This is a genomic window from Lysinibacillus sp. fkY74-1 (assembly GCF_053165895.1).
In genome coordinates, this window is the sequence record NZ_CP170173.1 from 2,737,601 (window position 1) to 2,761,796 (window position 24,196).

The 24,196-nt window shown below is 38.0% G+C and carries 24 protein-coding genes; 4 read left to right on the plus strand and 20 right to left on the minus strand.

Annotation, left to right across the window (positions count from 1 at the left end; all coding sequences use genetic code 11):
• Positions 1-93: 93 nt before the first annotated feature.
• From ACE1MS_RS13415 to ACE1MS_RS13460, 10 genes are all read right to left on the minus strand, one after another.
• A complete protein-coding gene (locus tag ACE1MS_RS13415; protein WP_012294900.1) occupies positions 94-882 on the minus strand; it encodes a lipid II flippase Amj family protein in 789 nt (262 codons plus the stop codon).
• A gap of 327 nt (positions 883-1,209) precedes the next feature.
• Positions 1,210-2,478: an MFS transporter gene (locus ACE1MS_RS13420; RefSeq protein WP_447402408.1), complete on the minus strand. Its 1,269-nt coding sequence runs from the start codon at positions 2,476-2,478 to the stop codon at positions 1,210-1,212.
• An 84-nt stretch (positions 2,479-2,562) separates the two neighbouring features.
• Positions 2,563-3,213 carry an ArsR/SmtB family transcription factor gene (locus ACE1MS_RS13425; RefSeq protein WP_012294903.1) on the minus strand — a complete coding sequence of 217 codons (651 nt, stop codon included), beginning with the start codon at positions 3,211-3,213 and terminating at the stop codon, positions 2,563-2,565.
• 154 nt (positions 3,214-3,367) lie between these two features.
• On the minus strand, positions 3,368-4,555 hold the full coding sequence (locus ACE1MS_RS13430) for an MFS transporter (protein ID WP_012294904.1): 1,188 nt from the start codon (positions 4,553-4,555) through the stop codon (positions 3,368-3,370).
• A gap of 228 nt (positions 4,556-4,783) precedes the next feature.
• On the minus strand, positions 4,784-5,653 hold the full coding sequence (locus ACE1MS_RS13435; RefSeq protein ID WP_031416198.1) for a metal ABC transporter permease: 870 nt from the start codon (positions 5,651-5,653) through the stop codon (positions 4,784-4,786).
• Positions 5,650-6,522 carry a metal ABC transporter permease gene (locus ACE1MS_RS13440; RefSeq protein ID WP_031416199.1) on the minus strand — a complete coding sequence of 291 codons (873 nt, stop codon included), beginning with the start codon at positions 6,520-6,522 and terminating at the stop codon, positions 5,650-5,652. Before ACE1MS_RS13440 ends, ACE1MS_RS13435 begins: the two co-directional genes overlap by 4 nt.
• 12 nt (positions 6,523-6,534) lie before the next feature.
• A complete protein-coding gene (locus tag ACE1MS_RS13445; RefSeq protein ID WP_031416200.1) occupies positions 6,535-7,263 on the minus strand; it encodes a metal ABC transporter ATP-binding protein in 729 nt (242 codons plus the stop codon).
• Positions 7,264-7,272: 9 nt separating this feature from the next.
• A complete protein-coding gene (locus tag ACE1MS_RS13450) occupies positions 7,273-8,187 on the minus strand; it encodes a metal ABC transporter solute-binding protein, Zn/Mn family (protein ID WP_012294907.1) in 915 nt (304 codons plus the stop codon).
• A gap of 166 nt (positions 8,188-8,353) precedes the next feature.
• The gene (locus ACE1MS_RS13455; RefSeq protein WP_172799064.1) at positions 8,354-8,509 is read right to left on the minus strand and encodes a hypothetical protein; all 156 of its coding nucleotides are present in this window, start codon (positions 8,507-8,509) and stop codon (positions 8,354-8,356) included.
• 186 nt (positions 8,510-8,695) lie between these two features.
• A complete protein-coding gene (locus ACE1MS_RS13460) occupies positions 8,696-9,337 on the minus strand; it encodes a TetR/AcrR family transcriptional regulator (RefSeq protein WP_051890856.1) in 642 nt (213 codons plus the stop codon).
• A gap of 135 nt (positions 9,338-9,472) precedes the next feature.
• On the opposite strand from ACE1MS_RS13460, the gene ACE1MS_RS13465 reads away from it, so the two are divergent.
• Together ACE1MS_RS13465 and ACE1MS_RS13470 are read left to right on the plus strand one after the other, a co-directional pair.
• Entirely contained in the window at positions 9,473-10,210 is a 738-nt protein-coding gene (locus tag ACE1MS_RS13465; RefSeq protein ID WP_012294909.1) for an SDR family NAD(P)-dependent oxidoreductase, read from the plus strand.
• Between the two features lie 125 nt (positions 10,211-10,335).
• Positions 10,336-11,364 carry an S-layer homology domain-containing protein gene (locus ACE1MS_RS13470; RefSeq protein WP_012294910.1) on the plus strand — a complete coding sequence of 343 codons (1,029 nt, stop codon included), beginning with the start codon at positions 10,336-10,338 and terminating at the stop codon, positions 11,362-11,364.
• Positions 11,365-11,386: 22 nt separating this feature from the next.
• Here ACE1MS_RS13470 and ACE1MS_RS13475 read toward each other — a convergent pair whose 3' ends face one another.
• The 7 genes from ACE1MS_RS13475 to ACE1MS_RS13505 form a co-directional block, all read right to left on the minus strand.
• Positions 11,387-12,286, minus strand: a complete 900-nt coding sequence (locus ACE1MS_RS13475) for a LysR family transcriptional regulator (protein WP_447402409.1) — start codon at positions 12,284-12,286, stop codon at positions 11,387-11,389.
• 177 nt (positions 12,287-12,463) lie between these two features.
• Complete coding sequence (locus ACE1MS_RS13480; RefSeq protein ID WP_031416205.1) at positions 12,464-13,003, minus strand: flavodoxin family protein; 540 nt, start codon at positions 13,001-13,003, stop codon at positions 12,464-12,466.
• 223 nt (positions 13,004-13,226) lie between these two features.
• A complete protein-coding gene (locus tag ACE1MS_RS13485; protein WP_447402410.1) occupies positions 13,227-14,330 on the minus strand; it encodes an alpha/beta hydrolase in 1,104 nt (367 codons plus the stop codon).
• A 115-nt stretch (positions 14,331-14,445) separates the two neighbouring features.
• Complete coding sequence (locus ACE1MS_RS13490; RefSeq protein ID WP_281487076.1) at positions 14,446-15,843, minus strand: right-handed parallel beta-helix repeat-containing protein; 1,398 nt, start codon at positions 15,841-15,843, stop codon at positions 14,446-14,448.
• Between the two features lie 32 nt (positions 15,844-15,875).
• A complete protein-coding gene (locus tag ACE1MS_RS13495; RefSeq protein ID WP_012294914.1) occupies positions 15,876-16,490 on the minus strand; it encodes a DUF2306 domain-containing protein in 615 nt (204 codons plus the stop codon).
• Positions 16,491-16,751: 261 nt separating this feature from the next.
• Positions 16,752-18,497, minus strand: coding sequence for an adenine deaminase (gene ade, locus ACE1MS_RS13500; RefSeq protein WP_198694990.1), 1,746 nt, complete (start codon positions 18,495-18,497; stop codon positions 16,752-16,754).
• A 95-nt stretch (positions 18,498-18,592) separates the two neighbouring features.
• Positions 18,593-19,015 (minus strand): pyridoxamine 5'-phosphate oxidase family protein, encoded by a 423-nt coding sequence (locus tag ACE1MS_RS13505; protein WP_447402411.1) that lies wholly within the window; start codon positions 19,013-19,015, stop codon positions 18,593-18,595.
• A 163-nt stretch (positions 19,016-19,178) separates the two neighbouring features.
• On the opposite strand from ACE1MS_RS13505, the gene ACE1MS_RS13510 reads away from it, so the two are divergent.
• Positions 19,179-19,805 (plus strand): YczE/YyaS/YitT family protein, encoded by a 627-nt coding sequence (locus tag ACE1MS_RS13510; RefSeq protein WP_012294917.1) that lies wholly within the window; start codon positions 19,179-19,181, stop codon positions 19,803-19,805.
• 87 nt (positions 19,806-19,892) lie between these two features.
• Here ACE1MS_RS13510 and ACE1MS_RS13515 read toward each other — a convergent pair whose 3' ends face one another.
• Positions 19,893-20,528 carry a 50S ribosomal protein L25/general stress protein Ctc gene (locus tag ACE1MS_RS13515; RefSeq protein WP_447402412.1) on the minus strand — a complete coding sequence of 212 codons (636 nt, stop codon included), beginning with the start codon at positions 20,526-20,528 and terminating at the stop codon, positions 19,893-19,895.
• Between the two features lie 142 nt (positions 20,529-20,670).
• Entirely contained in the window at positions 20,671-21,372 is a 702-nt protein-coding gene (locus tag ACE1MS_RS13520; protein WP_447402413.1) for a YjjG family noncanonical pyrimidine nucleotidase, read from the minus strand.
• Between the two features lie 275 nt (positions 21,373-21,647).
• Here ACE1MS_RS13520 and yfkAB point away from each other — a divergent pair, with 275 nt between their 5' ends.
• Entirely contained in the window at positions 21,648-22,760 is a 1,113-nt protein-coding gene (yfkAB, locus tag ACE1MS_RS13525; RefSeq protein ID WP_447402414.1) for a radical SAM/CxCxxxxC motif protein YfkAB, read from the plus strand.
• Positions 22,761-23,152: 392 nt separating this feature from the next.
• Here yfkAB and ACE1MS_RS13530 read toward each other — a convergent pair whose 3' ends face one another.
• Positions 23,153-24,145: an LLM class flavin-dependent oxidoreductase gene (locus tag ACE1MS_RS13530; protein WP_031416215.1), complete on the minus strand. Its 993-nt coding sequence runs from the start codon at positions 24,143-24,145 to the stop codon at positions 23,153-23,155.
• Between the last annotated feature and the right edge of the window lie 51 nt (positions 24,146-24,196).

A 24,196-nucleotide genomic window follows, 5' to 3' on the forward strand; every position in this document is an offset into this window, starting at 1 on the left:
CAGCACAAAAAATCTAAGTTCGGACCATACCGGACTTAGATTTTTCCTTTTTCCCTATAAGTAAAAGTATGCTCGTAAATCTAGCACCCTCAATTAGGCAATCAGCTTTGCAAACCATGCCACATAATGAGCTCCTGGGATGAATAATAACTGTGCCACAATCGTTCCTAAAAATCTTGAAAACATCATCATGACCGAGGCTCTTTTTAAATCTATATAGCTCCCCCTTTTATTAATTACATCATCGGCAAGAATGGAGATTTTTGGATCAATGAATAGAATTAATAGAATGGTCGCTATGCCATTAATTAAACCAGATGCCATAACGGCAGTTGTTTTTAATTCTGGGACTAATAAAGTGGCATACAAAGCTGATAAAACGCCAATCGTATAGATTGCCGTAATGACTATATTGGTAATAAATAATTGCAGAGGGATATCTCCCAATCCTATATCTTTTAAATAGGTAAAGCGTGGCTTATGAATATGCTTCAAGCTACGTCTTACATATTCAAATGTAAAACCCTTTTTCAGTAATGCTGGGATGGAACCCCTTTCCTCAGCCAGATGGACGATAGCTCTTGAAAAAATGGCCACGAAAGTTGGGATGAGTAAGATGCCTACTAGTGTTCCAACTGATGCCGCTCCAATAATTATACGAAACTGCTGTTCTACATGTGTCAAGGCATCGCCCACAGGTGCAGTATCGACCAAACTACCAGTAAATGGTTGTTGCATCATATTAGCGAGCCGCGAAACCATGACCATTACATTAAAAAGTGCTAAAGCAGATGCTAGTAATCTGACACGCGCTCCTGATAAACGTACGGCATAGGCAAGCGTTTCAATGGCATGAATGATTAAAATAAACAAGGCAATCATTATCAATTTATTTGTTATTAAATCCACACTATGTACCTACTCTTTGCTTTCTAACGATTTTACATACTGACGCAAAACAATCAAAATAGTTCCGATTGAAAAATCTTATCTACCTTAAATATAAAAAGCATAGGTAAGGTTTTTTATCCGTTAAAAACTAACAACACCCTTTCCCTTAATCCCTCTCTATCATGAACCATAAACATAGTACGCCAAAAAACATCCCTTTGAAGCAGAATGACCATTGCGAAGATTTTTCGCAATGGTCATTCTTCCACTAACAGATTGGAATTCTAGCGTAGTTTCCATTTTCCTTCTCTCATTATATTAAACTGCTCTTCTAGACCAAATGACTACTGGAATGAGCAGCAACGACATTAGGCCGCCTGCTAAGGACAATGCCGCATAACTAGCATTCGCAACGACCATCCCAGATAGCGCTCCCCCAGATGCCCCTGCCAATGCCACAAAAACATCCATTTTCCCCTGTGTTTTTGCGCGGGTAGACGGCTCCGTTGCATCAACGATTTGTGCAGTACCACTAATTAAACCGAAATTCCAGCCTAACCCAAGTAAAGAAAGTGCCACTATAAGTAAAACCATCGAATCGCTTGGAGCAAATGCCGCTAATAAACCCGCTAGAAGCAAGGTAACACCGGCAGCAATACTCATGACTGTTCGTCCGACTTTATCAACAAGAATACCTGTGACAAGCGATGGCAGATACATAGCACCTACATGAAATCCAATCACAATACCTACTTCCGATAAACCATGTCCATGGTGTCTCATATGTATGGGTGTCATCGTCATAATCGCTACCATGACAGTTTGTGTTAAAACCATCACGGTTGCCCCTACCGCCAAACCACGTTTATTAGCTGTTGGATGTGTGGACGGTATTTCATTTTCTATAGCATATTTTTGCTTAAGCGCCTCAATTCCTTTAGCGATTTCTAAGGGATCCGGACGCAGCATCACAAATAGGACAAATCCTGCTACTATAAAAGCGGCAGCAGATAGCAGAAAAGGACCAGCAAGCGCAGGAATACCAATCGATAATGCCACTTTCCCCATCAATTCTACTAAATTCGGACCTAAAACAGCACCAAATGTTGTCATAAGCATAGTCGTACTTATAGCTGTTGCACGTTGTTTGTCATTCGCTAAGTCTGTACCCGCGTACCGTGCCTGTAAGTTGGTTGCAGTTCCTGCTCCATAGATTAATAGAGATATAAACAGCATAATAACACTATTAAATATCGCAGCCATGACGACTCCAATGGCTCCTAGCCCCCCAACAATAAAACCAGTGGATAACCCTGTTCTACGGCCATGACGTTGTGATAATTTACCAACAATAAAAGCTGCACCAGCTGACCCTAATGTAAATAATGCCGATGGTACACCTGCATATGCATCGGTTCCAAGCATTTGTTGGGCTAATAAAGCACCTACTGTAATACCAGCCGCTAGCCCTGCTCCCCCAAATATTTGAGATAGGCTCACTACTATTAATACACGCCTATATAAGCTTTTTAATTTTTCTGGTGACTCCATATATGATTCTATCGAAAATTCCGCTTTTCCAGACATTCTCTTTACCCCTCTTTCTAGTTGCATAAGATAATACATGTAGCCATTTTATGTATCCTATAAATCGTTCCAACTGGCTCTACGTTATTCTCTAGCCAGCCTCTGCCATTCTAATACACCCTCTTCTAACCGGAAAGCATTGATCCCTTTTGCTTTCAACATTTTTACAGCTTCGGCTGACATTAAGCAATAAGGTCCTCTACAGTAAGCTACAATGTCAATATGTGTTGGCAGGGTAGATAGTTGATTCTCTAATTCTTCAATAGGCATAGAAACGGCTCCTGGAATATGTGCTTGTTCAAATTCTTCTTTTGGTCGAACATCGAGTAATAGCACTTCTCCTTTATCCATGCGTAATACGAGATCCGAAGGCGTTACTCCCTCTATGCCAAGATGCTCATTAAAAAATTCTTCTTTTATTTGTTGAACCTGAATCAATTGTTTTTCAGATAGCGCATGTAATGTCGTTAAAAATTTAGCAATCACTTCATCTGCTAATTCGTAGATAACAAAATTACCTTCCTTTGAAAATTTGACTAATCTGGCATTAAAAAGTGTCTTTAAATGCTGAGACACATTAGCTACGGACATATCTGTACTTTTGGCTAATGCATCAACAGACTTTGGACCTTGAGAGAGAATATCAAGTATTTCTAATCGTTTAGGGCTTGATAAACTTTTTCCAATTCTAGCGAATTCTTGATATAACAAATCCTTTAAATGTCGTTCATGCAATGTTGAGTACCACCTTTCAACTATTCAATTAATTTATTGAATAGTTGAATATTAATTCTTTATTTTACCATTGTCAATTACTTAATTTTACGAAAAAAACCATTTTTTAAGCACAAAAAAGAACATGTTTTAAAAACATGTTCTAGCAATAGGACTAAAGGGCGTGCATGACGACTTTCTTTTTCTTAGAATAAAATAAAAATGTCGTCGTTAAGCTCAAACTAATAATGCCAAATACAAGCCCCATCCCACTTAAGCCAATTACATCTAGCATCATACCTGTAGACAATAGCACGACTTGAAAGACGACCGAATCAATCATATTTCGGAAAGAGAAAAAACGTCCATGAAATTGTTTTGGAACCTGTTTCTGAAAAATAACCATAGTCGTTGGGAAGAAACAGCCTACTGTAAAGCCAAATACTCCAAAGGCTACTAAAGCAAAAAGTTTGATATCTGCTAGTAATAGCAAGAGCTCCATGGACCCAATAATAAATGCCAATGTGAAGAGGAGTGTGCCCATTTGTACTCGATCAGCTATTATTTTTAAGCCTGCCGCACCAAGCATAAAGCCGATACCTTCCACTGTATACAACAAACCTGAAATCGTTGTCGATTGATGCATTTCAGAAATTTTCATAATAACTAAATTAAAAGAGCCTAAAAATAACGTTGGAATTAACATAAGCACCAATGTCATTAGAACCATTGGATGCTCTTTCACCATCGGTAATACCTCTTTAAAGTTTCCTTTTTCTTTGTTTGTTACTGTTGCATTTGTCACTTCATCTAATTGCAATAAACTAGTAATAACAAACATGACGATATATACGATAAATGAAATGATATATAACCATTTTAATTCAAAAAAGCTTAGCATGAATCCAGCTGCGGCTGTACCGATGATTCTAGAAATAGTTCTAGCGTTCATTTGCCAGGCATTCAATGTAATTAAGTCTTGCTCCTTTGCAATCATTGGAATAATGGATTGCAGTGCAGGCATATAAAAGGCAGCTGCTATTTGCAATGTAATTAAAAATAAAATCATCCATACAACCGAATTTGTATAAAGTGCGATAAACATAAATAATACACTCACTATTCGCCCAATACTCGCCATTTGTACAACCGTTTTTTTCTTCGATTGATCGATAATACGACCAGCCATAGGCCCTACGACCAAGCCCGCTAAAATACCACAAGAAATAATTAATGATTTGTGAAAGTCTGAAGGTACTACCTCTTGCATAAAGGCGAGATTTCCAATAATACCAGCCCACAAGCCTAGACCTACGACGAATTCACCTAATAAAATAATCCATACATTTCGATTTCGCCACATGCAGTTCTCCTCGTTGTTCCTACAATGTCATAAAACCTATCGTAACAAAATTTAAAATATTCGTACACAGTGATATAAAAAAATATTACTAGGTTCTATGCCATTCCACCCTTTTCTATCTTTTTTTAAGAAGTATACTATTTTTCCTATAAAGAAAAATCATCCAAAAGTTTGAATTATATAAGCAAAAAAACACCGTTTGATGAATTAATCAAACGATGTTTTTTATTATGATAGCTCCAGCTTATGCACAAGCGCTTTTCTTCTGCGCTCGATTATTTTTTGACTAATTAATGTAATGATAAACAACAAGCCTACAGTTGTGGCCATCATCCCTGCTATAGAGGTATCCCATAGCTTCGCTAAATAATAGCCGATCACGGAAGCTGCAGCCCCAAAGAGCATGCTGTAGATAAACATTTGCTTAATCGTTTGACTAATTAAATAAGAAGTTGCTGCTGGACCAATTAGCATGGCCACGACTAAAATAGCTCCTACGCTATCAAAGGCTGCAACAGTTGTAAATGAAATCGAGGTCATAAATCCATAGTGGAGAAAGACAACAGGTATACCAATTGTTGCGGCATAGACAGGGTCAAAGGTTGCAAGCTTCATTTCCTTAAAGAATAGTAGCAAAAATCCAATATTGATGATTAAGACAAGTAAAAGCATCCATACTGCCTTAGGCATTGCTAGACCTAAAATCGTCCATCGATCCCATGGAACGAAAGCAATCTCTCCCATTAAGACATGCTCTACATCCAAATGAACATTACTTGCAAATAATGTAATTAGCAGGACTCCCGCCGCGAATAACGATGTAAATACCACCCCTATCGCTGCATCCTCTTGAATACCAGAAGAATGTAATAATTGCACAAGATAAGCAGTTAAAATACCCGCAACTGCTGCACCTATCAACATCCAAAAGCCATTTAATGATTGGGTAATGATATAGGCCATCACAATCCCAAAGAGTACAGTATGACTAATGGCATCAGCTATCATGGACATTTTACGCAAAATAAGAAAAACGCCTGCAATCCCACATGTTATACCCACTAATAAGCCAGTTACTACCACCCAGAATTCTATCATCCTACATCACCCTGCTTTCGAAATTGCATTTTTCTACGATATTTATTAATTTGACCAGCAGGACTTATAAAATAGGAGATCAAGAATATACCTGCCGCCACTAGAACGATAATAGGACCGGTTGATAATCCTGTTCGAATCGCGCTAATAAAAGTACCTGTAACACCTGAGATACCTCCAATCGCTGCACTCAAGAGGAGCATCGTACTCAATTTTTTAGTCCATAATTTGGCGCATGCAGCAGGAATAATTAATAAAGCTGACATTAAAATTACGCCTACAGCCTGGATCCCTGTAACAATTGTCATGACAATTAACACTGTTAGCGTGGCCTTTAAAGCTTCAATCGGTAAGCCAATTCCTTTTGCATAAACAGGATCAAAGATGAGTAATTTCCATTCCTTATAAAAGAAAAGACTAACTAAAATAATTATGGCTGCACTGATGAACAGCCACATTAAATCAGCTTTTGTCATCGTTGCGGCTTTGCCAAATATAAAATTATTAAGGCCACTCTGGTTTCCAATTGGACTTCTGTTGACAACTGTTAAAAACACTACACCGACACCAAAAAATACGGTCAGTACTAATCCAATAGCTGCATCCGCCTTCAATTTTGAAAAAGATACAATCCATTGTATACAATACACAGATAAAGCAGATGTAATACCCGCTCCCAGCATTAAAATCGGTAATTCCTTTTGCCCTGTGAGCAGGAACGCAAGTGCGATACCTGGTAATGCTGCATGTGCCGCAGCATCGCCCACTAAGCTTTGTTTTTGCAAGAAGGAGAAAGTTCCAGTTATGCCTGCAGCTATACCCAGTAACATAGTGCCACTAAGTACCCACAATAAGTTACCACTTAACATCTTGAACCCTCCTTATGCATGCTGCATCATGAAAAGTTTACCACCATATGTTTTTTGTAATTGTTCTGGTGTAAAAACATCTTCTGTTGCACCTGATGCTAATATCGTTTTGTTTAGTAGAATCGTATAATCAAAATATTCCTTGACCGTTTGAAGATCGTGATGCACAACAAAAATACTTTTGCCCTGAGCCTTTAATGCTTTTAAAATATCAATAATCGTTTTTTCTGTTGCAGCATCTACCCCAGCAAATGGCTCATCTAAGAAATAAATATCTGCATTTTGTGCTAGAGCTCTTGCTAGGAATACACGCTGCTGCTGTCCGCCCGAAAGTTGTCCTATAGAACGGTCTGCAAAGTCCAGCATCCCTACACTTGCTAATGCTTGCCGAGCGACCAGTTTATCTTGCTTCGTCGGTCTTTTAAATAAACCTGTATGGCCATATCTCCCCATCAACACGACATCGAGGGCATTCGTTGGAAAATCCCAATCAACGGCATTTCGCTGAGGTACATATCCAACTACTAAACTTTTTGGCTCAAAGATTTTACCAAGAATCTCAACTTTCCCCACTTTATTAGGAAGTTGATTTAATATAGCCTTTAAAAACGTTGATTTTCCGGCACCATTTGGCCCGATTATCGCAGCTAGATGACCTTTAGGAACCGTCACACAGGCATTTTCCAATACTGTTTTCTTATCATAAGCTACTGAAAGATTTTCCACTGTTAATGCATCCATTTTATCCACCTACTTTAATGCATCGACAATTGTGTCGATGTTATATTTATACATCCCTATATACGTACCTTCTGTAGTGCCTTCCGCACCCATCGCATCCGAAAATAGTTCTCCACCGATCACGATGTCATGTCCCTTTTCTTTAGCCCCTTCAATCACTGCCTTCATCGCTTTATCAGACACACTAGATTCGATAAAAAGGGCCTTGATTTTATGAGCTACTAAAAAATCAACCATTTCCTGTACGTCTTTGACTCCGTACTCTGAATCCGTACTTAGTCCTTGTAAGCCACGCACTTGGAAACCTCGGCTTCGACCAAAATAATTAAAAGCATCATGGGCAGTAACTAGAATCCTTTGCGGCTCTGGAATTTCTTTGACACGCTGTTGCGCATAGCTTTGTAAATCGTCTAGCTTGTTTAAGTAAGACTCTTCATTTTCTTGAAAATCTTCTTTGAATTCTGGGTATTCTTCTTGAAGTTGCAAACTGATTGCTTGGACAACGCCCTTCCATAGCTCGATATCAAACCAAATATGAGGATCATGTAGCATGGCATCGCTATCACTTGCAAGTAACTGCTTAGTATCTAACGTTTCCCCAACAGCTAACACGGTTTTATCCTTTGCCATTTGTTCAAAAATATCGAGCATCTGTCCTTCTAAATGTAAACCATTGTAAAAAATAACTTCAGCCTTATCCAATTTCGATAAATCACTTTGCGTAGCCTTGTATAAATGGGGGTCTACCCCAGGTCCCATTAATGCTGATACTTGTAAATGATCGCCACTAATTTCTTTTATGGCATCTGCAATTTGTCCTGTCGTTGCGACAACAATTCCTTTTTTTTCTCCATCTGCTTCAGTTGAACAACCGAATAACAGAAGTGAGAGTGATAGTACGAATACACCTAACCATTGTTTCATTGACTTACCTCTACTTTCATTTTATTAGCCATTGCTTGAAAAAAAGCAGTCATGATACACCGATAAAGGGGGTGGCGGACATGCCTTATTAAATCTTTTGACTACGCCCGCCTTGTCAGACTTGCATCCTTAAATGCATTGCTTTTTCTCATACAGCCTACTTTATTTATATAATTTTCCGAATAAACTGGCGCCAGCTCATCCAGAAAAGGATTAATATTATGCCCGCTCCTACAGACTCTGTAAGTTTCCAAAGAATCGTAAGAAGTAATAAAACAACCATTGGAAGAATCGTCAGCTTGAAATCACCTAACTCTTTCATTCACGCACTCTTCTTTCTTTAGAGATATTTTGTTTCCCTTAGGAAAAATATATGCTTAAAACAAAAATAATTCAACTACTTTATGAAAATTTCTTTTAAAAAATTTTTTTCTAGAGGAAAATTTACTTTCGCCCAAACAAAAAATCTCTAATGCTATGATTAGAGATTTTTTATAAAATAGTGATATTACATGCGTTTATCATTGATTCCAAGTGGTTTTCCTATAAATTCAAATGCATAAATATGCGTTTTAGTTAATTCAATAATGTCTTTTATTAAAGCTTCTTCTGATTTTTCATAGTTGCTTGCAATCCATTGCATCATTAATCCGTAAAAACCATAAGAGGTATAATGTTTGAACATATCCATATTCACTGGTTGATGGTTGATGGTCTCAAAGTTAAATTGTTCTTGATAAATTTTTGTTATCGTAAGAGGCATCCGGGTATGCAATCCAGGAATCGTATCTTCAAAGTTTAATAGCTCAAAAAATGTACGATTCTTATAAATGTAATGAATAATATTAAAAGAAGGAGCTTTTAGCTTCGTTGTATACACTCTTTCTCCAAACAGGTATGGTTCCCCTACCGCTACTTCTAGGCCATTTAACATCTGCTCTAGCAAATTTTCTGCTAGCTCAAATTTATCCTGAAAATGCACATAAAAGGTACTACGATTATAGCCTGCTTGTTCTACAATATCTTTTACTGTAATTGCCTGAAATCCTTGTTTTTTAATTAAATCAACTAAAGCGCTATAAAAATGACGACGGGTTCTTTCCTGTCTTTGTGTCCATTTTGTCACTATTTCTTCCTCCCTTTTAGACATTTTACATAGATATGTCTACTAGTTAGACACTTGCCATGACATTAATGATTGTTTCCGTTTTATAGAGTTTTACAATAAAAGTACACCGTAATCGACGCAGTGTGCAAGAAAATTACTTTTAAGGGAGTGTCATGTATGGGGAAATTACAAGATAAAGTAGCAATTATTACAGGTGGTGCTTCTGGAATTGGAGCAGCAACTGCTGAATTATTTGTAGCAGAAGGTGCTAAAGTGGTACTTGTGGACCTTAATGAAGAAAAAGGTCAAGCATTTGCAGCTCAACTGCAGGCAAAAGGAGCAGAGGCTATCTTTATGAAAGCAAATGTAACAGATGAAAATGAAGTAGCCGCCATTTATCAAACAACACTAGGGACATTTGGCAAAGTCGATGTTCTTTTTAATAATGCAGGAATTGGGCGAGTAACGCCAACTGAGGATTTGCCTTATGCAGAGTGGCGTCAAACAGTGAATGTGGATTTAGATGGCGTATTTTTAATGGCACAGGCTGCCATTAAGGAGATGCTAAAAGCGAATGGCGGGACAATTGTCAATACTGCCTCCATGTATGGATGGGTTGGTTCACCAGGGTCTGCAGCCTACAATGCAGCTAAAGGTGGCGTCATCAACTTAACACGTTCACTAGCATTAGAGTTTGCTACACGCGGTATCCGCGTTAATGCACTTTGCCCTGGTTTTATTGATACACCGATTATTCCTGAGGAGAGCAAAGAGCCATTACGTCATGTAACACCTATGCAACGTTTAGGTCAACCAGAGGAAATGGCAAAAGCCGTTTTATTCATGGCGTGCGATGATTCAACATTTATGACAGGCAACACATTAACGGTGGATGGTGGCTATACTGCCCAATAAATAACACAAAATAATCGCTTCCTCTGTAGAAGGAAGCGATTATTTTTTATTGAGAAAAATTTGCAGTTTTTATCCATTTCCTGCAAACTATTAACATATCGAGCAAGAAAGGATGAAGATGACAAATGAAAAAATTAATAGGTATATTATTATTTTCCATTCTTATCGTAGGCAGTGCAAGCAATGTACAAGCTGCTGGTTTCAAAGATGTGTCTGAGGATCATTATGCCTATGAAGCAATCTTATGGGCAGAAGAATATGATATTGTAAATGGTTTTGCAGATGGTACATTTAAACCGAATGCTACTATTACCGAGCAGCAATTAGCTAAACTTTTAGCTATTTTTTACGAGCTTGAATCTCCCATTGATGAATTAAAAAAACAGACCCCTTCTGCCATGTGGTCGGATGAATTTTATAACCAGCTTGCTAGCTATGGTGTCCCTTTAAACGGCTATTTCGATAATCGGCTACGAGCTGCTACCGTGAAGCGTGGTGTCGTGGCACAAGCTATTACTCATTTAGCTAGTGGCAAAAAAGGATTAGATTCATCTATTCAATTTTTACTTGATTACTATATTTCATCTGGGCAAAATCCACAGTATGAAGACCGTAATTTACAAAAGTTTTATGGTGTGACCAACAATATGACACGTGCACAAGTTGTGACAATGCTGTATCGCATGGATGAACGAAATTTTTATGAAATTTCAGGGGATGCACAAGCTATTCATGACAATGCCAACAAATTATCGTTAAATACACGTGCTAAAAATGCCCAAAATCAACTCGATAAATCATTGCAGCAAACTACACCTAGCAAGAGTGCATGGGAAGGCGTTTATACGTATTATTATAAATGGGGTAAAGGAACAAATGACTTTAACCGTCGAGATGCTGTTATTTCAAACGCCACAAGCAACAGTTTTTCCATTGCTTTAACTGCAAATGATGGGACAGCTTCAGGGAAAGTCAACGGAACTGCCACGATAACAAGTTCAAATAAGGCATTAATGAATAAGTCCTCAAACGGCAATCGATGTGTCGTCGAGCTAGAGCGATTAACGAATAATGCGCTGAAAGTTACGGAAGTCGATTGTCGTGCAGAGCGTAGTGAAGGCACCAATTTTTCTGGTACGCTAAAACAACAATAGTTCACAAGAGAGTCTGATTCGTTCAGGCTCTTTTTTGAGCGCCCAAAATTTTATAGTGCTGCTTGGCTATGGTAATAAAATCGAGAAGGAAAGGCTGCATATGTTTATCTTTATGCCAAGCAATGTCTGTAAAAATTGGTGCTAAGCTGATTGTCGAGGGAATTTCCTCTAATTGTCCATTTGCTAATTCCTTTTCTACGACCATTCTCGGTAAAAATGTAATACCTAAACCAGCTATCACACATTGCTTAATCGCTTCTATGCTCGCAAATTCTATCATTTGTAGCGGCATACTATTTTCCTGCTGTAGCTGTGCTTCTAAATGATTGCGATAGGAGCACCCTGTTTCCGTTAGTAGCATGGTTTCAGCAGAAAGATGAGAAGCCACAAGAGGCTCCCTTCTATCTTTCGAAGTACTCACAAAAATAAGCTGTTCTTCGAGTAAACGCTCTCGATGTAGCATCGCTGTTTCCTGATAAATATCTGTAATAAAGGCCACATCTAACTTACCTGATTGCAATAACTCCTTGGCAATGTCAGTCGTATGCACAGGCTTAAATATAATTTTCACATGGGGATGCGCCTGTTGAAAATGCTGTAAAATGCTTGGCAGTCGATAAACACATTGACTTTCCTGTGCCCCTACTTTTAACACCACTTGTTCTTGTTCATTGGACATTGCTTTTTTCATTTCACGATCTAGCTCTAGCATTTTTTCGGCATATTGTTGTAAACGCTTGCCTTCCTCTGTTAAAATGATCCGCTTCCCAAGCCTCTCAAAAAGTATAACCCCTAACTCTTGTTCCAAAGTTTTAATCTGCGCAGTAATACTTGATTGAGCATAGTCTAGACGCTGTGCTGTTTGTGTAAAGCTTAATGTTTCTGCTGCTGTTAGAAACGTTTGGAGCTGCTTTATATCCATTTCCTCACCTCTCTAATCATTTTTTTCGATACATTTTTATGGAAGATTCACTTTTATCGATATTAAATCCAGTTTACACTAGCTTAGCAAGAGTGAACAATTTTTCAACCAAACGAGGTCCATTAAACAGAAAAGGATTTGGAAACTTTATCGTCCAAATCCCTTTTTAATCTCCTGTTATTGTAGCTCTTTTCTAAGACATTCAGCTGCTGCCATCGCTTTTAAATCTTGAACTATATCTCCGGGTTTATTTCCTTCTCCTAAAATATACCCTTCAAATGATGTCCCTATAAAGTCAAAGATATGTTGAAACTGCTGGATCATTGGTAGCCCTTTTATATAGGGCATATCACCACCAACTGCTATGACATACGCTTTTTTAGAAGACATGTTGTCCTTGAAATTGGGGTAAGTTGAATCTCTTAAAGTTTGTGACCATCGATCAATAAAGTTTTTCATCGGTCCTGCCATGCTATACCAATAAATAGGTGTAGAAAATAGTAGAATATCATGTGGAAGAATACGTTCAATGATGGAATTATAGTCATCATTGACTTCTGAAAAGCCCTCCTCTGTATGGCGCTTATCTATTATAGGTTGAATTGAATAATCCTTTAGATAAATTTCTTCAACTTTTAAATCTTGAGTGACTAATTTTGTTAAAGTTTCTACGTTCCCATTCGGACGATTTCCACCATAAATAACGGCTATTGACATGTTGGTGATCCCTTCTTCCTTAAAGTTTTCTAGTATTGTTCCCGAATAGTTTTATCTTATAATGATTTCGCAAATCGATAAAGATGATTATTTCGATAAAATGAATCGAAATAATCGATTATAGAGAAGTGACTAACGTGGGAATTACACCATAAAAACTTCCAGAAAAAGGTTTTTTATTCAAATGTGGGAAGTAGCCATCTTCATGGTCAGACCCACCACATTATAAAGAAGCAAAAATTTTCTTTACCCATTCAAGATACTCACGCATATAGTATGGCTGCTTAAAACCATGATTCTGACCTTCTGCTACAATTACAGTGACATCCGCACCTGCAGTTCGTGCGGACTGAATATATTCCTGTGGTCCCTTTACCCCAACAGCTGAATCCTTCGTTCCATAAGCAATAAATTGAGGAATATGTGCAGTTCTGAAATGCTTGGACAAATCAGTTTTATTCAAAAGTTCTTCACGCTCTTCTGGATTTCTAACAGCCTTATCATCAAAAGAAGCAAAAAGCATGGGGACATTATAGCGGTACGTCAATGCAGGATAAATCATGGCTGCAGATGCTACTTGGTCATCAACTGCATCGATAGCATCAAGCTGATAATTTTTGGGAAGCCGTTTTTCTCCCTGTATGAGATTAATAAAACTCCCCGTTTGAAAACCACCTGCGCTAAAGCCTATCAATCCAATTTTATTAGGATGTATACCATAATCATTTGCATGATAACGTAGATAACGGACAGCACGCTGCACATCCAATTGGGGAATGGGCCATTCATAGGGGTTGGAACGATAGTGTAGAACGAACGCATTAATACCTGCCTTATTTAATGCTTCAGCGACCTCTTTTCCTTCAGTAGTTCCGCCATCCATTTCCTTAAAGCTATAGCCACCACCGGGGATTACAATGACCGCACTATCACTATTTGCCACGGCATAAGGAATCAAATAAGGTTCATCCTCATAGGTGGTCTTTTCATAGCCTCCCTCCATTTCATGGACATATGTAAACGTATCAATGGCAGCCTCATTATCTTGATAGTCTTCTCCTACAATATTAGTGAAAAATTTGACTGTAGCTAGCAGTCTATTAGGGTTACCTTTAATATTCATATCGTCTAGCTTACTACCAGAATGATTACCTGCGACTTCTTCTCCCCAAATTTCAACCTTTCGTTCAATATCGGCAACTGGCTTACCTGGTTTATTACCAAAAGGATTGATCTCAAGAAAAGCATAGCCAAACCCTATCATCAAAACCAATATAGCTAGCAATATTCCCACAAACTTGGCTGTTTTCTTCATTATTTTCATCATGATTAACCTCCGTAAGTAGAGAAAAAAGTTTGTCACTTCCACAAAATTACCTTTAGTTTAACAAATGGTTTCTCGACAACTCGATTGTCTTTTTAGCCTTAGCCCTCATATTTTTTTACTTCACTATATGTTCCGCAGGAGAATCTTTTTCAAGTCTAAAATCAAATTTATCCATGTTTTTATATTGAGGATCTAGGTAACTAGATGTCGAATCACTATTGGATGCGATTTTAAACTTTTTAAACGAGTCATATTCCTTATCCTTCCATATCCAAATGCCATCCTCCCCTTTTTCTTTATGAAACACATTCCTAACCAACTTGTTTTTTTTATTACTTGTAAAATAATTGGCTATAAATATTCGAGAAGATCCAGCTGTTAGTATATTTTTTTCTATAACGTTATTGTGGGTATCATACTGTAATAAAAGCTGTCCTCCATCTAATCCCTTTGTATCATTACGGTATATAATATTATGAGAAATGGTTGAATTTTTCGTCCCCCCTCTTTTTTCATCATACCCGCCAATCGATATTCCTGTAAAAAAATTATTATATACTGTATTATTTAGTACTTTTATATTGTCTGCATACTTGTTTGCATGTTCAGATGTTACTTCAATTCCGATATCATTCTTATAAAGGGTATTGTACTCAATCGTTATATTCTTACCACCATCGACATATATTCCCCCAGCAGAATAATTCTCGCCATATGCTGGATTCCCATAGGAGGAAATTTCATAAACGTAATTATTTTTTACAGCACCGTTTCGTACATAGTCCCTTTTTTTATCCTTTGAAATTCCTTCAAACCCAATCAGATCAATTCCGATATTATTGCTCCGTCGAACTATATTATTTTCTATTTTAAATCCATTAATATTCCCATTAAGAACTATAGATTCACTTGCACCTAACACTAAATCCTCCACTGTATTACCTACAATATTTATATCTCTCATTGACCCTGTTCCGTAGACAGCGATCCCATGACCATTTCCATCCTCAGCAAAGGTTTTTATTCTTTTCACATGATTATTCGCTAGGGTAATATGGCTACTGGAGCCTGTTACGTAAATTCCTATCACTGTTTCATCTAATTGTTTCGTCGTTAAATCCTGTATAGTGAATCCACTAATGGTAATGTAATTTTTATTCTTTATTGTTACAAGAGATGCATCACCATCCGTATTCTTCATGGACTCTCCACTAAGAATAACTTCTTCATTTTCATACGCCTTGAAAATAATGGGGTTTGATTTTGTACCACTATGTATAACAGAAAGCTTTTCCTTATAAATGCCTTTCCGTATAAATACGGTTGACCCTGCTTCCGCTTCTAATGCCGCCTTTTTTAGCGTACGGTATGGGCTTAATTTTGAACCATTATTTGAATCATTTCCATTACTATCTACAAATATAGTCTTAGCCTGTTTTATTTCCGAATCATTAATCGTTAGCACAATTATCAAAGCAGCTATAAACCCAAAAAATAGTATCCATTTTTTCATAAAATCTTCCTTTTCAAATTAATTCTATGGCGTTAAATGGTCGATTTTCTAATCACCATCTCTGCTAATACTAAATTAATAGTAAAGGCTAACCACGCTCCTAACGAATACGACAACCCATATGGAAGATTCGCTCCATAATGCAGTATCGTCACAACTATGTAAATGGTTAGATTGGCAAACGTTAAGAAAAAGCTTCTTAGCATCCAACTCCGATGGCTATTTACTTGTCCCTTTTTTATAAAACGAAAACCGTTTATCGTCGTAAGCAACCACAGCGTATTTAAAATGAAGAAACCAATCGTACTCCACATGCCCCCATTTGCATAGAGCGCTATATAATATCCTGGAAGTATATTGACTACAATCACTATTACATAGATTCGACCATTCCAGCGGTGTAGAATAGGTTTTTCCATTCTTATTGTTCTCGAAAGACCTAATGGCCCCGTAATTAAGGCAATAATGGCTAAAATGATATGTAGTTGGATCATCATAATCCATACATTTGCATTCGGAAGTTCTATTTCCTTGTTCGAAAGAAATGTCGAAAATGTGGGGTCGACCACAAAATTTTTAGATGTTGTATGTAATATCCACAATACAGCAATTACTGCTAAACTAATGACTAAGCCTTTCCTTCTCATGTCTTCTTTCCTCTCCGTTTGTAAAGTGACCTTAAAGATTGCTCTTCGCTGGATAGATTAAAATGGTAAATCTATCTATCTCAAAGTATCTAAAAACAGTCTATCATTAATGCCCCTTACTCGGTTACCAATCATTATAAAGCGGCTTTATAAACTTTAATTTGATTTTACATTGAGACGGCTTTCTATCCTCTGTTATGAGACATTTTTAAGCGAATAAAAAAGACCTAATCGCTTTCCGCAACTAGGTCGTTTTTTTGTCTATGCTTCCACTTCTATATGCTGGAAGGTTGTCACATCAAATAGCCCTGTATCTGTTAATTTTAAAGCAGGAATTACGGGTAATGCTACAAAAGAAAATGTCAGTAGAAAATGAAAATCTAAAGTTGGATTGAGTTTCTGTAAAGCATTGTGCAAGCCCGCTAGCTGTTCCTTCGCTTGCTGTGCTGGCACATCTGTCATTAAGCCACCGATTGTTAAAGGCATCTCCGCGAGTATTTCACCATCGGCTACAATAACGAAGCCACCTTGGATTTCCTGAATGCGGGAAAGTGCCAGAATCATATCCTCATCATTTGTGCCAACGACAAGGGCATTATGTGAATCATGGGCTACGGTAGTCGCAACCGCACCTTTTTGTAAACCAAACCCTTTCACAATACCTAAGCCCGTCGTATGCAAATGATGATGGCGTTCGATGACTGCTAGTTTCAGTAAATCTTGTTCGATTGAGGGGACAAATACGCCTTCTTTCACAGGTACATCTATGACTAAATGATTGGTAATCAGCTGATTCGGCACAATTTCCATGACATTCGCTCTTGTCCCCTTTTTGAATGATAGTTGTAAACTATCCTTTGTGATGCTTGGTAAATGAACAGAGTGATGAATATGGGCAGGAACCTTTGCCTCTTGACGACTTGTCAGCATTTCCCCATTTTCAGCCACTTTATGACCATTTTTCCAAACCGCTTTTGCCTGCATCGTCGATAAATCGTCTACTAGTACAAAATCAGCCTTATAGCCTGGTGCAAGTACCCCTCGATCAAATAAACGATAGCATTCTGCGGTATTTACGGTTGCTAGCTGAATTGCCTGCAAAGGTGTCATCCCTTCGGCTATTGCCATTGCAACATCATAATTGATGCTACCTTCATCCATCAATTCATCGACATATTTATCATCCGTACAAAAACCAAAACGACGCGCATTGTGTGACTGAATGGCTGGCAATAAATCACGCAAATTTTTCGCTGCTGATCCCTCTCGAATAAGGACATACATCCCCTGCTCTACACGATCAATGGCTTCTTCGGCTGTCACACATTCATGATCCGTTTGAATACCTGCAGCTCGGTAGCCTGTTATTTGCTCACTTTGTAAGCCCGCACAATGCCCATCAATTACTAGGTTCGCTTCCTTTGATAATAAAATTTTTTGCAGCATTCCCTCTTCTCCATTTAAGACGGCTGGGAAATCCATAACCTCCGCTAATCCACGAACTTGTTCATGATGCAGAAATGGCTCCAAATCCTGTGCTGTTAATGTTGCCCCGGCGTTTTCAAACTGTGTCCCTGGTACACTTGAAGGAAGCATCACAAAAATATCCATATCGGCCTTTTGTGCATCATCCAGCATAAATTGGATTCCTTCTGCTCCTGCTACGTTAGCAATTTCATGTGGATCAGTAATCACGGTTGTAATCCCATGTGGAATTAAGACACGGCTGAATTCTCCAGGTGTTAGCATCGAAGATTCAATATGTATATGACCATCAATCAATCCAGGAATAACATAGCTCCCCGCTGCATCCTCTACCTCTTTTGCATGAAATCTATTGCTGTGATCCAGTGCGACAATTGTGCCATTCTTCACAACAATGTCCGCTTTCCTCCACGTTAATGTATAGACATCGGCAACTTGTGCATTTTTAAGAATAAAATCTGCCTCTAACTTACCTTGAGATGATAAAATATTTTGCGTTAACTGTTGTAATTTTGTCGTCATAGCCAATACTCCTTTTTCTTTTAAGAACTATCATGCCTGAAAGATGTCTGTTATTGCAACTATTAATCGTAAAGTCCGTAAAAAACGACCATTGATTAATGGTCGCTCGAAAATTCTAGTTCTTTTGGTGGTTGTCCTTTTTTATTCATTAAACGCATACGAATAGGTTCAATTTTTAGGGTCACCATTTCATCCTGATTGCCAATAAAAATACTCGTAAAAAATTCTGCAATTTTATTTTTAATGCCTTCTTCGTGTACTTCAGTGAGCTTTCCCTCTATTTCCACATAGGAATCACCAAAGCTCCCATTTTCATAGCCATACAATATATGGGTATATGGATTTTTACGGAGCTCTTCCATTTTCTCAGAATGCTTATTCGTCACAGTATATAACACAAAATCCTCATGCTGGAACGTCATATAGCGCGAATAAGGCTTCCCGTTTTCTACAGTAGCCATCGTTCCGATCTTTTCACGGTTCAAAACTTCTAAAATTTCATCACGTACTGAAGTCATTTCATCCCATCCTTTCTTCTACAACTATATTTTGCCCTCTCTACCTAAAGCTAAACTGTTTTTTTTGAAAAATGTGAAATGACAAACTTCTGGCAAATTGAAAATATCTTGTTATAATTATTTGATGGACAATAGGAATTTACGGATGAATGAGGGTTAAAAAATGAAACAAGCTTTTTATACACGCTGTTTATTTTTCATAACAGGCATTATCGTGCTATCTTTTGGCGTTACATTAACAATTAAAGGGCAGCTTTTTGGCGTAGGCTCTTGGGATGTTTTACATATTGGCTTAACTAAAACACTCGGATTAACGATCGGTTCATGGTCGATCATTTTAGGACTGGCAATTTTAGCCTTTGATATGCTAATAACGAAAAAATTCCCATTACCAGGAACTTTTATCGATATGTTTTTAGCTGGCATTTTTATTGATATTTTTAATTATTGGCTACCTGATATCGATGGCTTTTGGATGCAGCTTGTTTCTTATCTAACAGGGTTAGTATTACTTGGCTGGGGCTGTGGTATGTATATGGTGGCTAATTTAGGAATTGGTCCGCGCGATACCTTAATGCTAATGATGGTTCATAAACTTGGCTGGAGTGTCACACGTTCCCGGACGACAATGGAAGTTACAGTCGCTGTAATTGGCTTCTTACTTGGTGGTCCTATAGGCATCGGTACGGTGATAATGGCCTTTGGACTTGGACCAATCGTACAATTCGCCTTAACCTATAACGAAAAATTATTTATGAAATGGACTGGCGTGAAAAGCGCCGTCATATAAGCTTTCTGACAATGCAAAAATTGCATTGTCTTTTTATGGATAGAATAAACAAGGAGCCATTTTGGAAAATGGCTCCCTTTTTTTACGCTATGCTTCTGGCTCAGAGGTATTTTGCCCTGTTGCTTCAATTACTTCGGGCGTGTCGTCCACAGTGTCATCTTCTTGTACGTTTTCAGCAGATGGAGGTGTGATCGTCACTAGTGTAAAGTCATCTTCTTGTAAAATTTCAAATGAAAATTGTTGACGTATATCTCCCACATATAGGGATGTTCCGATTGCTATATTCGTGACATCGATTTCGATCGTTTCGGGAATTTCTGTTGGCTTCACTTTAATGCGAACCTCACGATTAGGCTGTAATAGGAAACCTCCATCTGCTACTCCGATGGCATCACCGATTACTGTTACTGGAATCTCCACTTCCAGCTCTTGTGACATGTTGATCGATTTAAAATCAACATGTTTAATATTCCCTTTTAGAGCACAACGCTGAACTTCTGATAAAACGGCATTAATACGCTTTCCATCCACATCTAATTGAAAAACACTTTTTGTACCATGCGCTGCTAGTATTTTCCCAAATGTTCTTGCGTCTAATGTAATGGCTGTTGATTCCATTTGGAAGCCATAGACAACACCAGGAATGGCACCGTTTTGTCGAAGCTGTGTTAGTGAAGATTGTCGTCCTTTTTGGCGTTTACTGGCTGTTAGTATCGTATTCATCGAATATTTCCCCTTTCATGGAAACTAGTCTCAACAATGGTTTTGCCCTTTCCTCGTTTTTTTATACCTATAAACCTGCTCAAAAAATGAGCAAAAAAAGCACCTCCCTGTCTACAAAACAAAGAAGGTGCCTCATGCTTACTTAAAGTGCAATTTTTTGATTCAGTAAATCATGTAAATCCTGCAATTTTTTAATTTCATAATGCGGTTCAATGCCACTTGTATTTTCAACATTGCGGATATTAAACCAACAAGTATCTATTCCGGACTGTAAACCACCTTTTATATCAGATGTCAAAGAGTCTCCAATAATTAGTGCTTTTTCTTTATCAAAATTATCAATTCGTTCAAACACATAATCGAAAAAGGCTGGCATAGGCTTTTGATAGCCCGTTTGCTCTGAAATAAAAATGCCTTTAAAATATTGCGCTAAATTCGCATCCACAAGACGTTTATTTTGTGTAACCGTTATCCCGTTGGACACTACATATAAATGATAATGATTGGCTAGGTGAGCGATTACCTCATAGGCCCCCTCTACATAATGGTGGGCCTCCCGTAAATATTTTTGGAAAAGTGATTCAAAGTATGTCCCATCGACTTCTATGCCAAATTCCTTTAAAGCAATCGAAAAACGTGTATTATGTAAGGTATTTTTCGTTACTTCTCCACACTCAAAAGCTCGCCACATTGACTCATTAATTTCTTTGTAACGTGCAATCATGTTGGGAGTAACTTGTATATTTTCTTCTTTAAACATGCGGTCAAGTGCAGCATTTTCAGCTAAATCAAAATCTAGTAACGTATCATCCACGTCAAATAATAATATTTCATATTTCGTCATGTCCGTACCTACTTTCTATGATGCATTGTGCTATTTTCTCTATCCATGATAACGTTTTTTTAGAAAAATAACAGTAAATCCACCTTTTTCAGAATAGTAGGACTTGTAAGCATTTTATCTTCATCCATTTCGATACAAATGAATTGGTGAACATTTTCCTTTAAATGGGTAAAAAATGTTTATCTAGTCATAAAATAGCCCTTTCAGTAATTTCATATTTGAAATTATCGATGAATATGAGACAATAGAATGCTAGAAAGGAAGATGTACGAAAGATGACGACCTTACAAAAAATAACGCCTGTCTTTGATCCATGGGAAGCTTATATAGACATGGAGCAACATGGACAGATGACACTCTCAAATATTGAATTTACAACAACTACACTTTGTAATATGCGTTGCGCACACTGTGCGGTTGGCTATACGCTACAAAATAAAGACCCCGAGGCATTGCCGATTGACTTAATTCTCCAACGGCTAGATGAAATACCTCATTTAAAAACGCTAAGTATCACAGGTGGCGAACCGATGATGTCTAAGAAATCCGTACAAAGCTATGTATTGCCTTTATTGAAATATGCGCATGAACGAGGCGTGCGAACACAAATCAACTCCAATTTAACATTGGAGCCTGCACGTTATTTACTAATTGCCCCTTATTTAGATGTCCTTCATATTTCACATAACTGGGGTACAATCGATGAATTCGTGGAAACAGGCTTTGCCATGATGGAGCGCAAACCTACTTATGACCAACGTGCAGCTCTATTTCAACGCATGATTGATAACTCAAAAATGCTTGCGGAACATGGTGTAATGGTTTCAGCTGAAACCATGCTAAACAAAAAAACTTTACCGTACTTAGAACATATTCATAACCAAATCATCCATGAAATGAAATGTGCACGTCATGAGGTACATCCAATGTACCCATCAGATTTCGCTAGTGCTCTCACATCTCTGTCACTGGAGGAAACACGTGAAGCGATCCATCATCTACTAGATATTCGTGATGACAATACATGGATGTTATTCGGAACACTTCCATTTTACCCTTGCAGTGCGAATGAAGAAGATCAACGATTACTTCAACGTCTTCGTACAGCGAAAAATGTCACATTGCGTAACGACCCAGATGGCCGTTCACGTTTGAATATCAATATTTTTACGGGCGATGTCATCGTTACTGATTTCGGTGATACACCTGCTTTAGGTAATATTGTACATGATGAGCTTCCAACTATCTTTGATAAATGGATGGCAACTGATTTAGCTAAAACACTCAATTGTCATTGTCCAGCTGTTAAATGCCTAGGTCCTAACGTTTTAGTGAAAAATATGTATTATCGAGATCACACGTTTGTTAGTGGCTCTGCCCGCGTTTAAGCAACTCATAAAGAAAGAAACTCCTTTTTTAAAAATCTGTATCAAAAGGGAGTTTCCTTTTATTGTTTTAAAAAAATTTCTTAACTATGTATAAAAAATATGGCGCGGTCTATACTATTAAAGATTTCACTTCAAATCCTATGACTAGGAGGGTTAACCCGATGAGTGCGATTGATCGATAACTCAAAAGGACCATCAAAGCTGAGTAAAGTACAGTTCTTAGGAATATCTTAAGATTCTATGCAGAAGCGAGGCAGAGTGTCATGGAGTATTTAATGTAAGTGGTAATCGAACCCGGAAATTTATTTCCGGGTTTTTCTATTTTATGTACGTTAAAAAGCGTCAATCCTAATAAAAATCACCTCGAAGAGTTACAACGAGGTGATTTTGTTCTATAATAATTCCTCCGCTAGGAATTTATAGGTGTTTAAACGACTTGCTAATTCATATTGATTACAGTTCAGCATGACTTCATCAAAGCCATAATGTTCTTGTTCTTTCATTAAAAAAGCAGCAATATCCTTCGGTGTGCCGACAAGATTGGCTTTGCGATTATTGGCAATTGTCATTTTATCCATTTCAGTTAATGGATAATCCTTTGCTTCTTCAGGCGATATAGTTTGAATAATTTGCCCTTTCATAAGCTGAAGACGAGAAATATCGATTGGTTTTGCCAAGTACTCGGCTTCCTCTAAAGTAGGTGCCACCGTCGCCGCATAGGTCACAATGATTTGTGGTTTTTCCATATAATAAGAAGGCGTAAAATAGGCTTTGTAGGCATCAAAAATATCCTTCGACATATTACCCGTGAAAAACTGGGCATAGGAATAGCCTACACCTAGCTGTCCTGCCTGCATTGCACTTTGACCACTTGAACCTAGCAGCCACGCCTCAGGTAATGAACTATCAACTGGTGCCGCAACGACTTGATCATAGACATGCTCACCCGTTTTTTGGTTATTCATGAGCTTTAGTATAATTTCAAGCTTATCATATTGCTCAGTGAAGCGTTGTCTTCTTCCCTCTGCAAGCGCATAAATAGAGGCATGATCACCACCTGGCGCTCTCCCCACTCCGAAATCAATTCGATGAGGTGCTAAGCCTGACAATGTTTTAAAAACCTCTGCGATCTTATAGGGTGAATAATGCATCATCATGACCCCACCTGTCCCAATGCGCAGGCGCTTCGTTTTCGCAGCTAAAAAAGCAGCGGTTACTTCGGGAGCTGAGCTTGCTAGCGACTGACTATTATGGTGTTCAGCTAGCCACATACGATGATATCCAAGTTCTTCCCCTAATAACGCTAGTTGTTCTGTACGTTGGAAGGCTTCCTCTGCCGAATGACCTTTTGGTATAGGCATTTGATCTAAAATACTTAACTTCATTCAAAACATCCTCTCTGTCTGTAAGCTCCCCCTTTTAACTGTAATATAGTT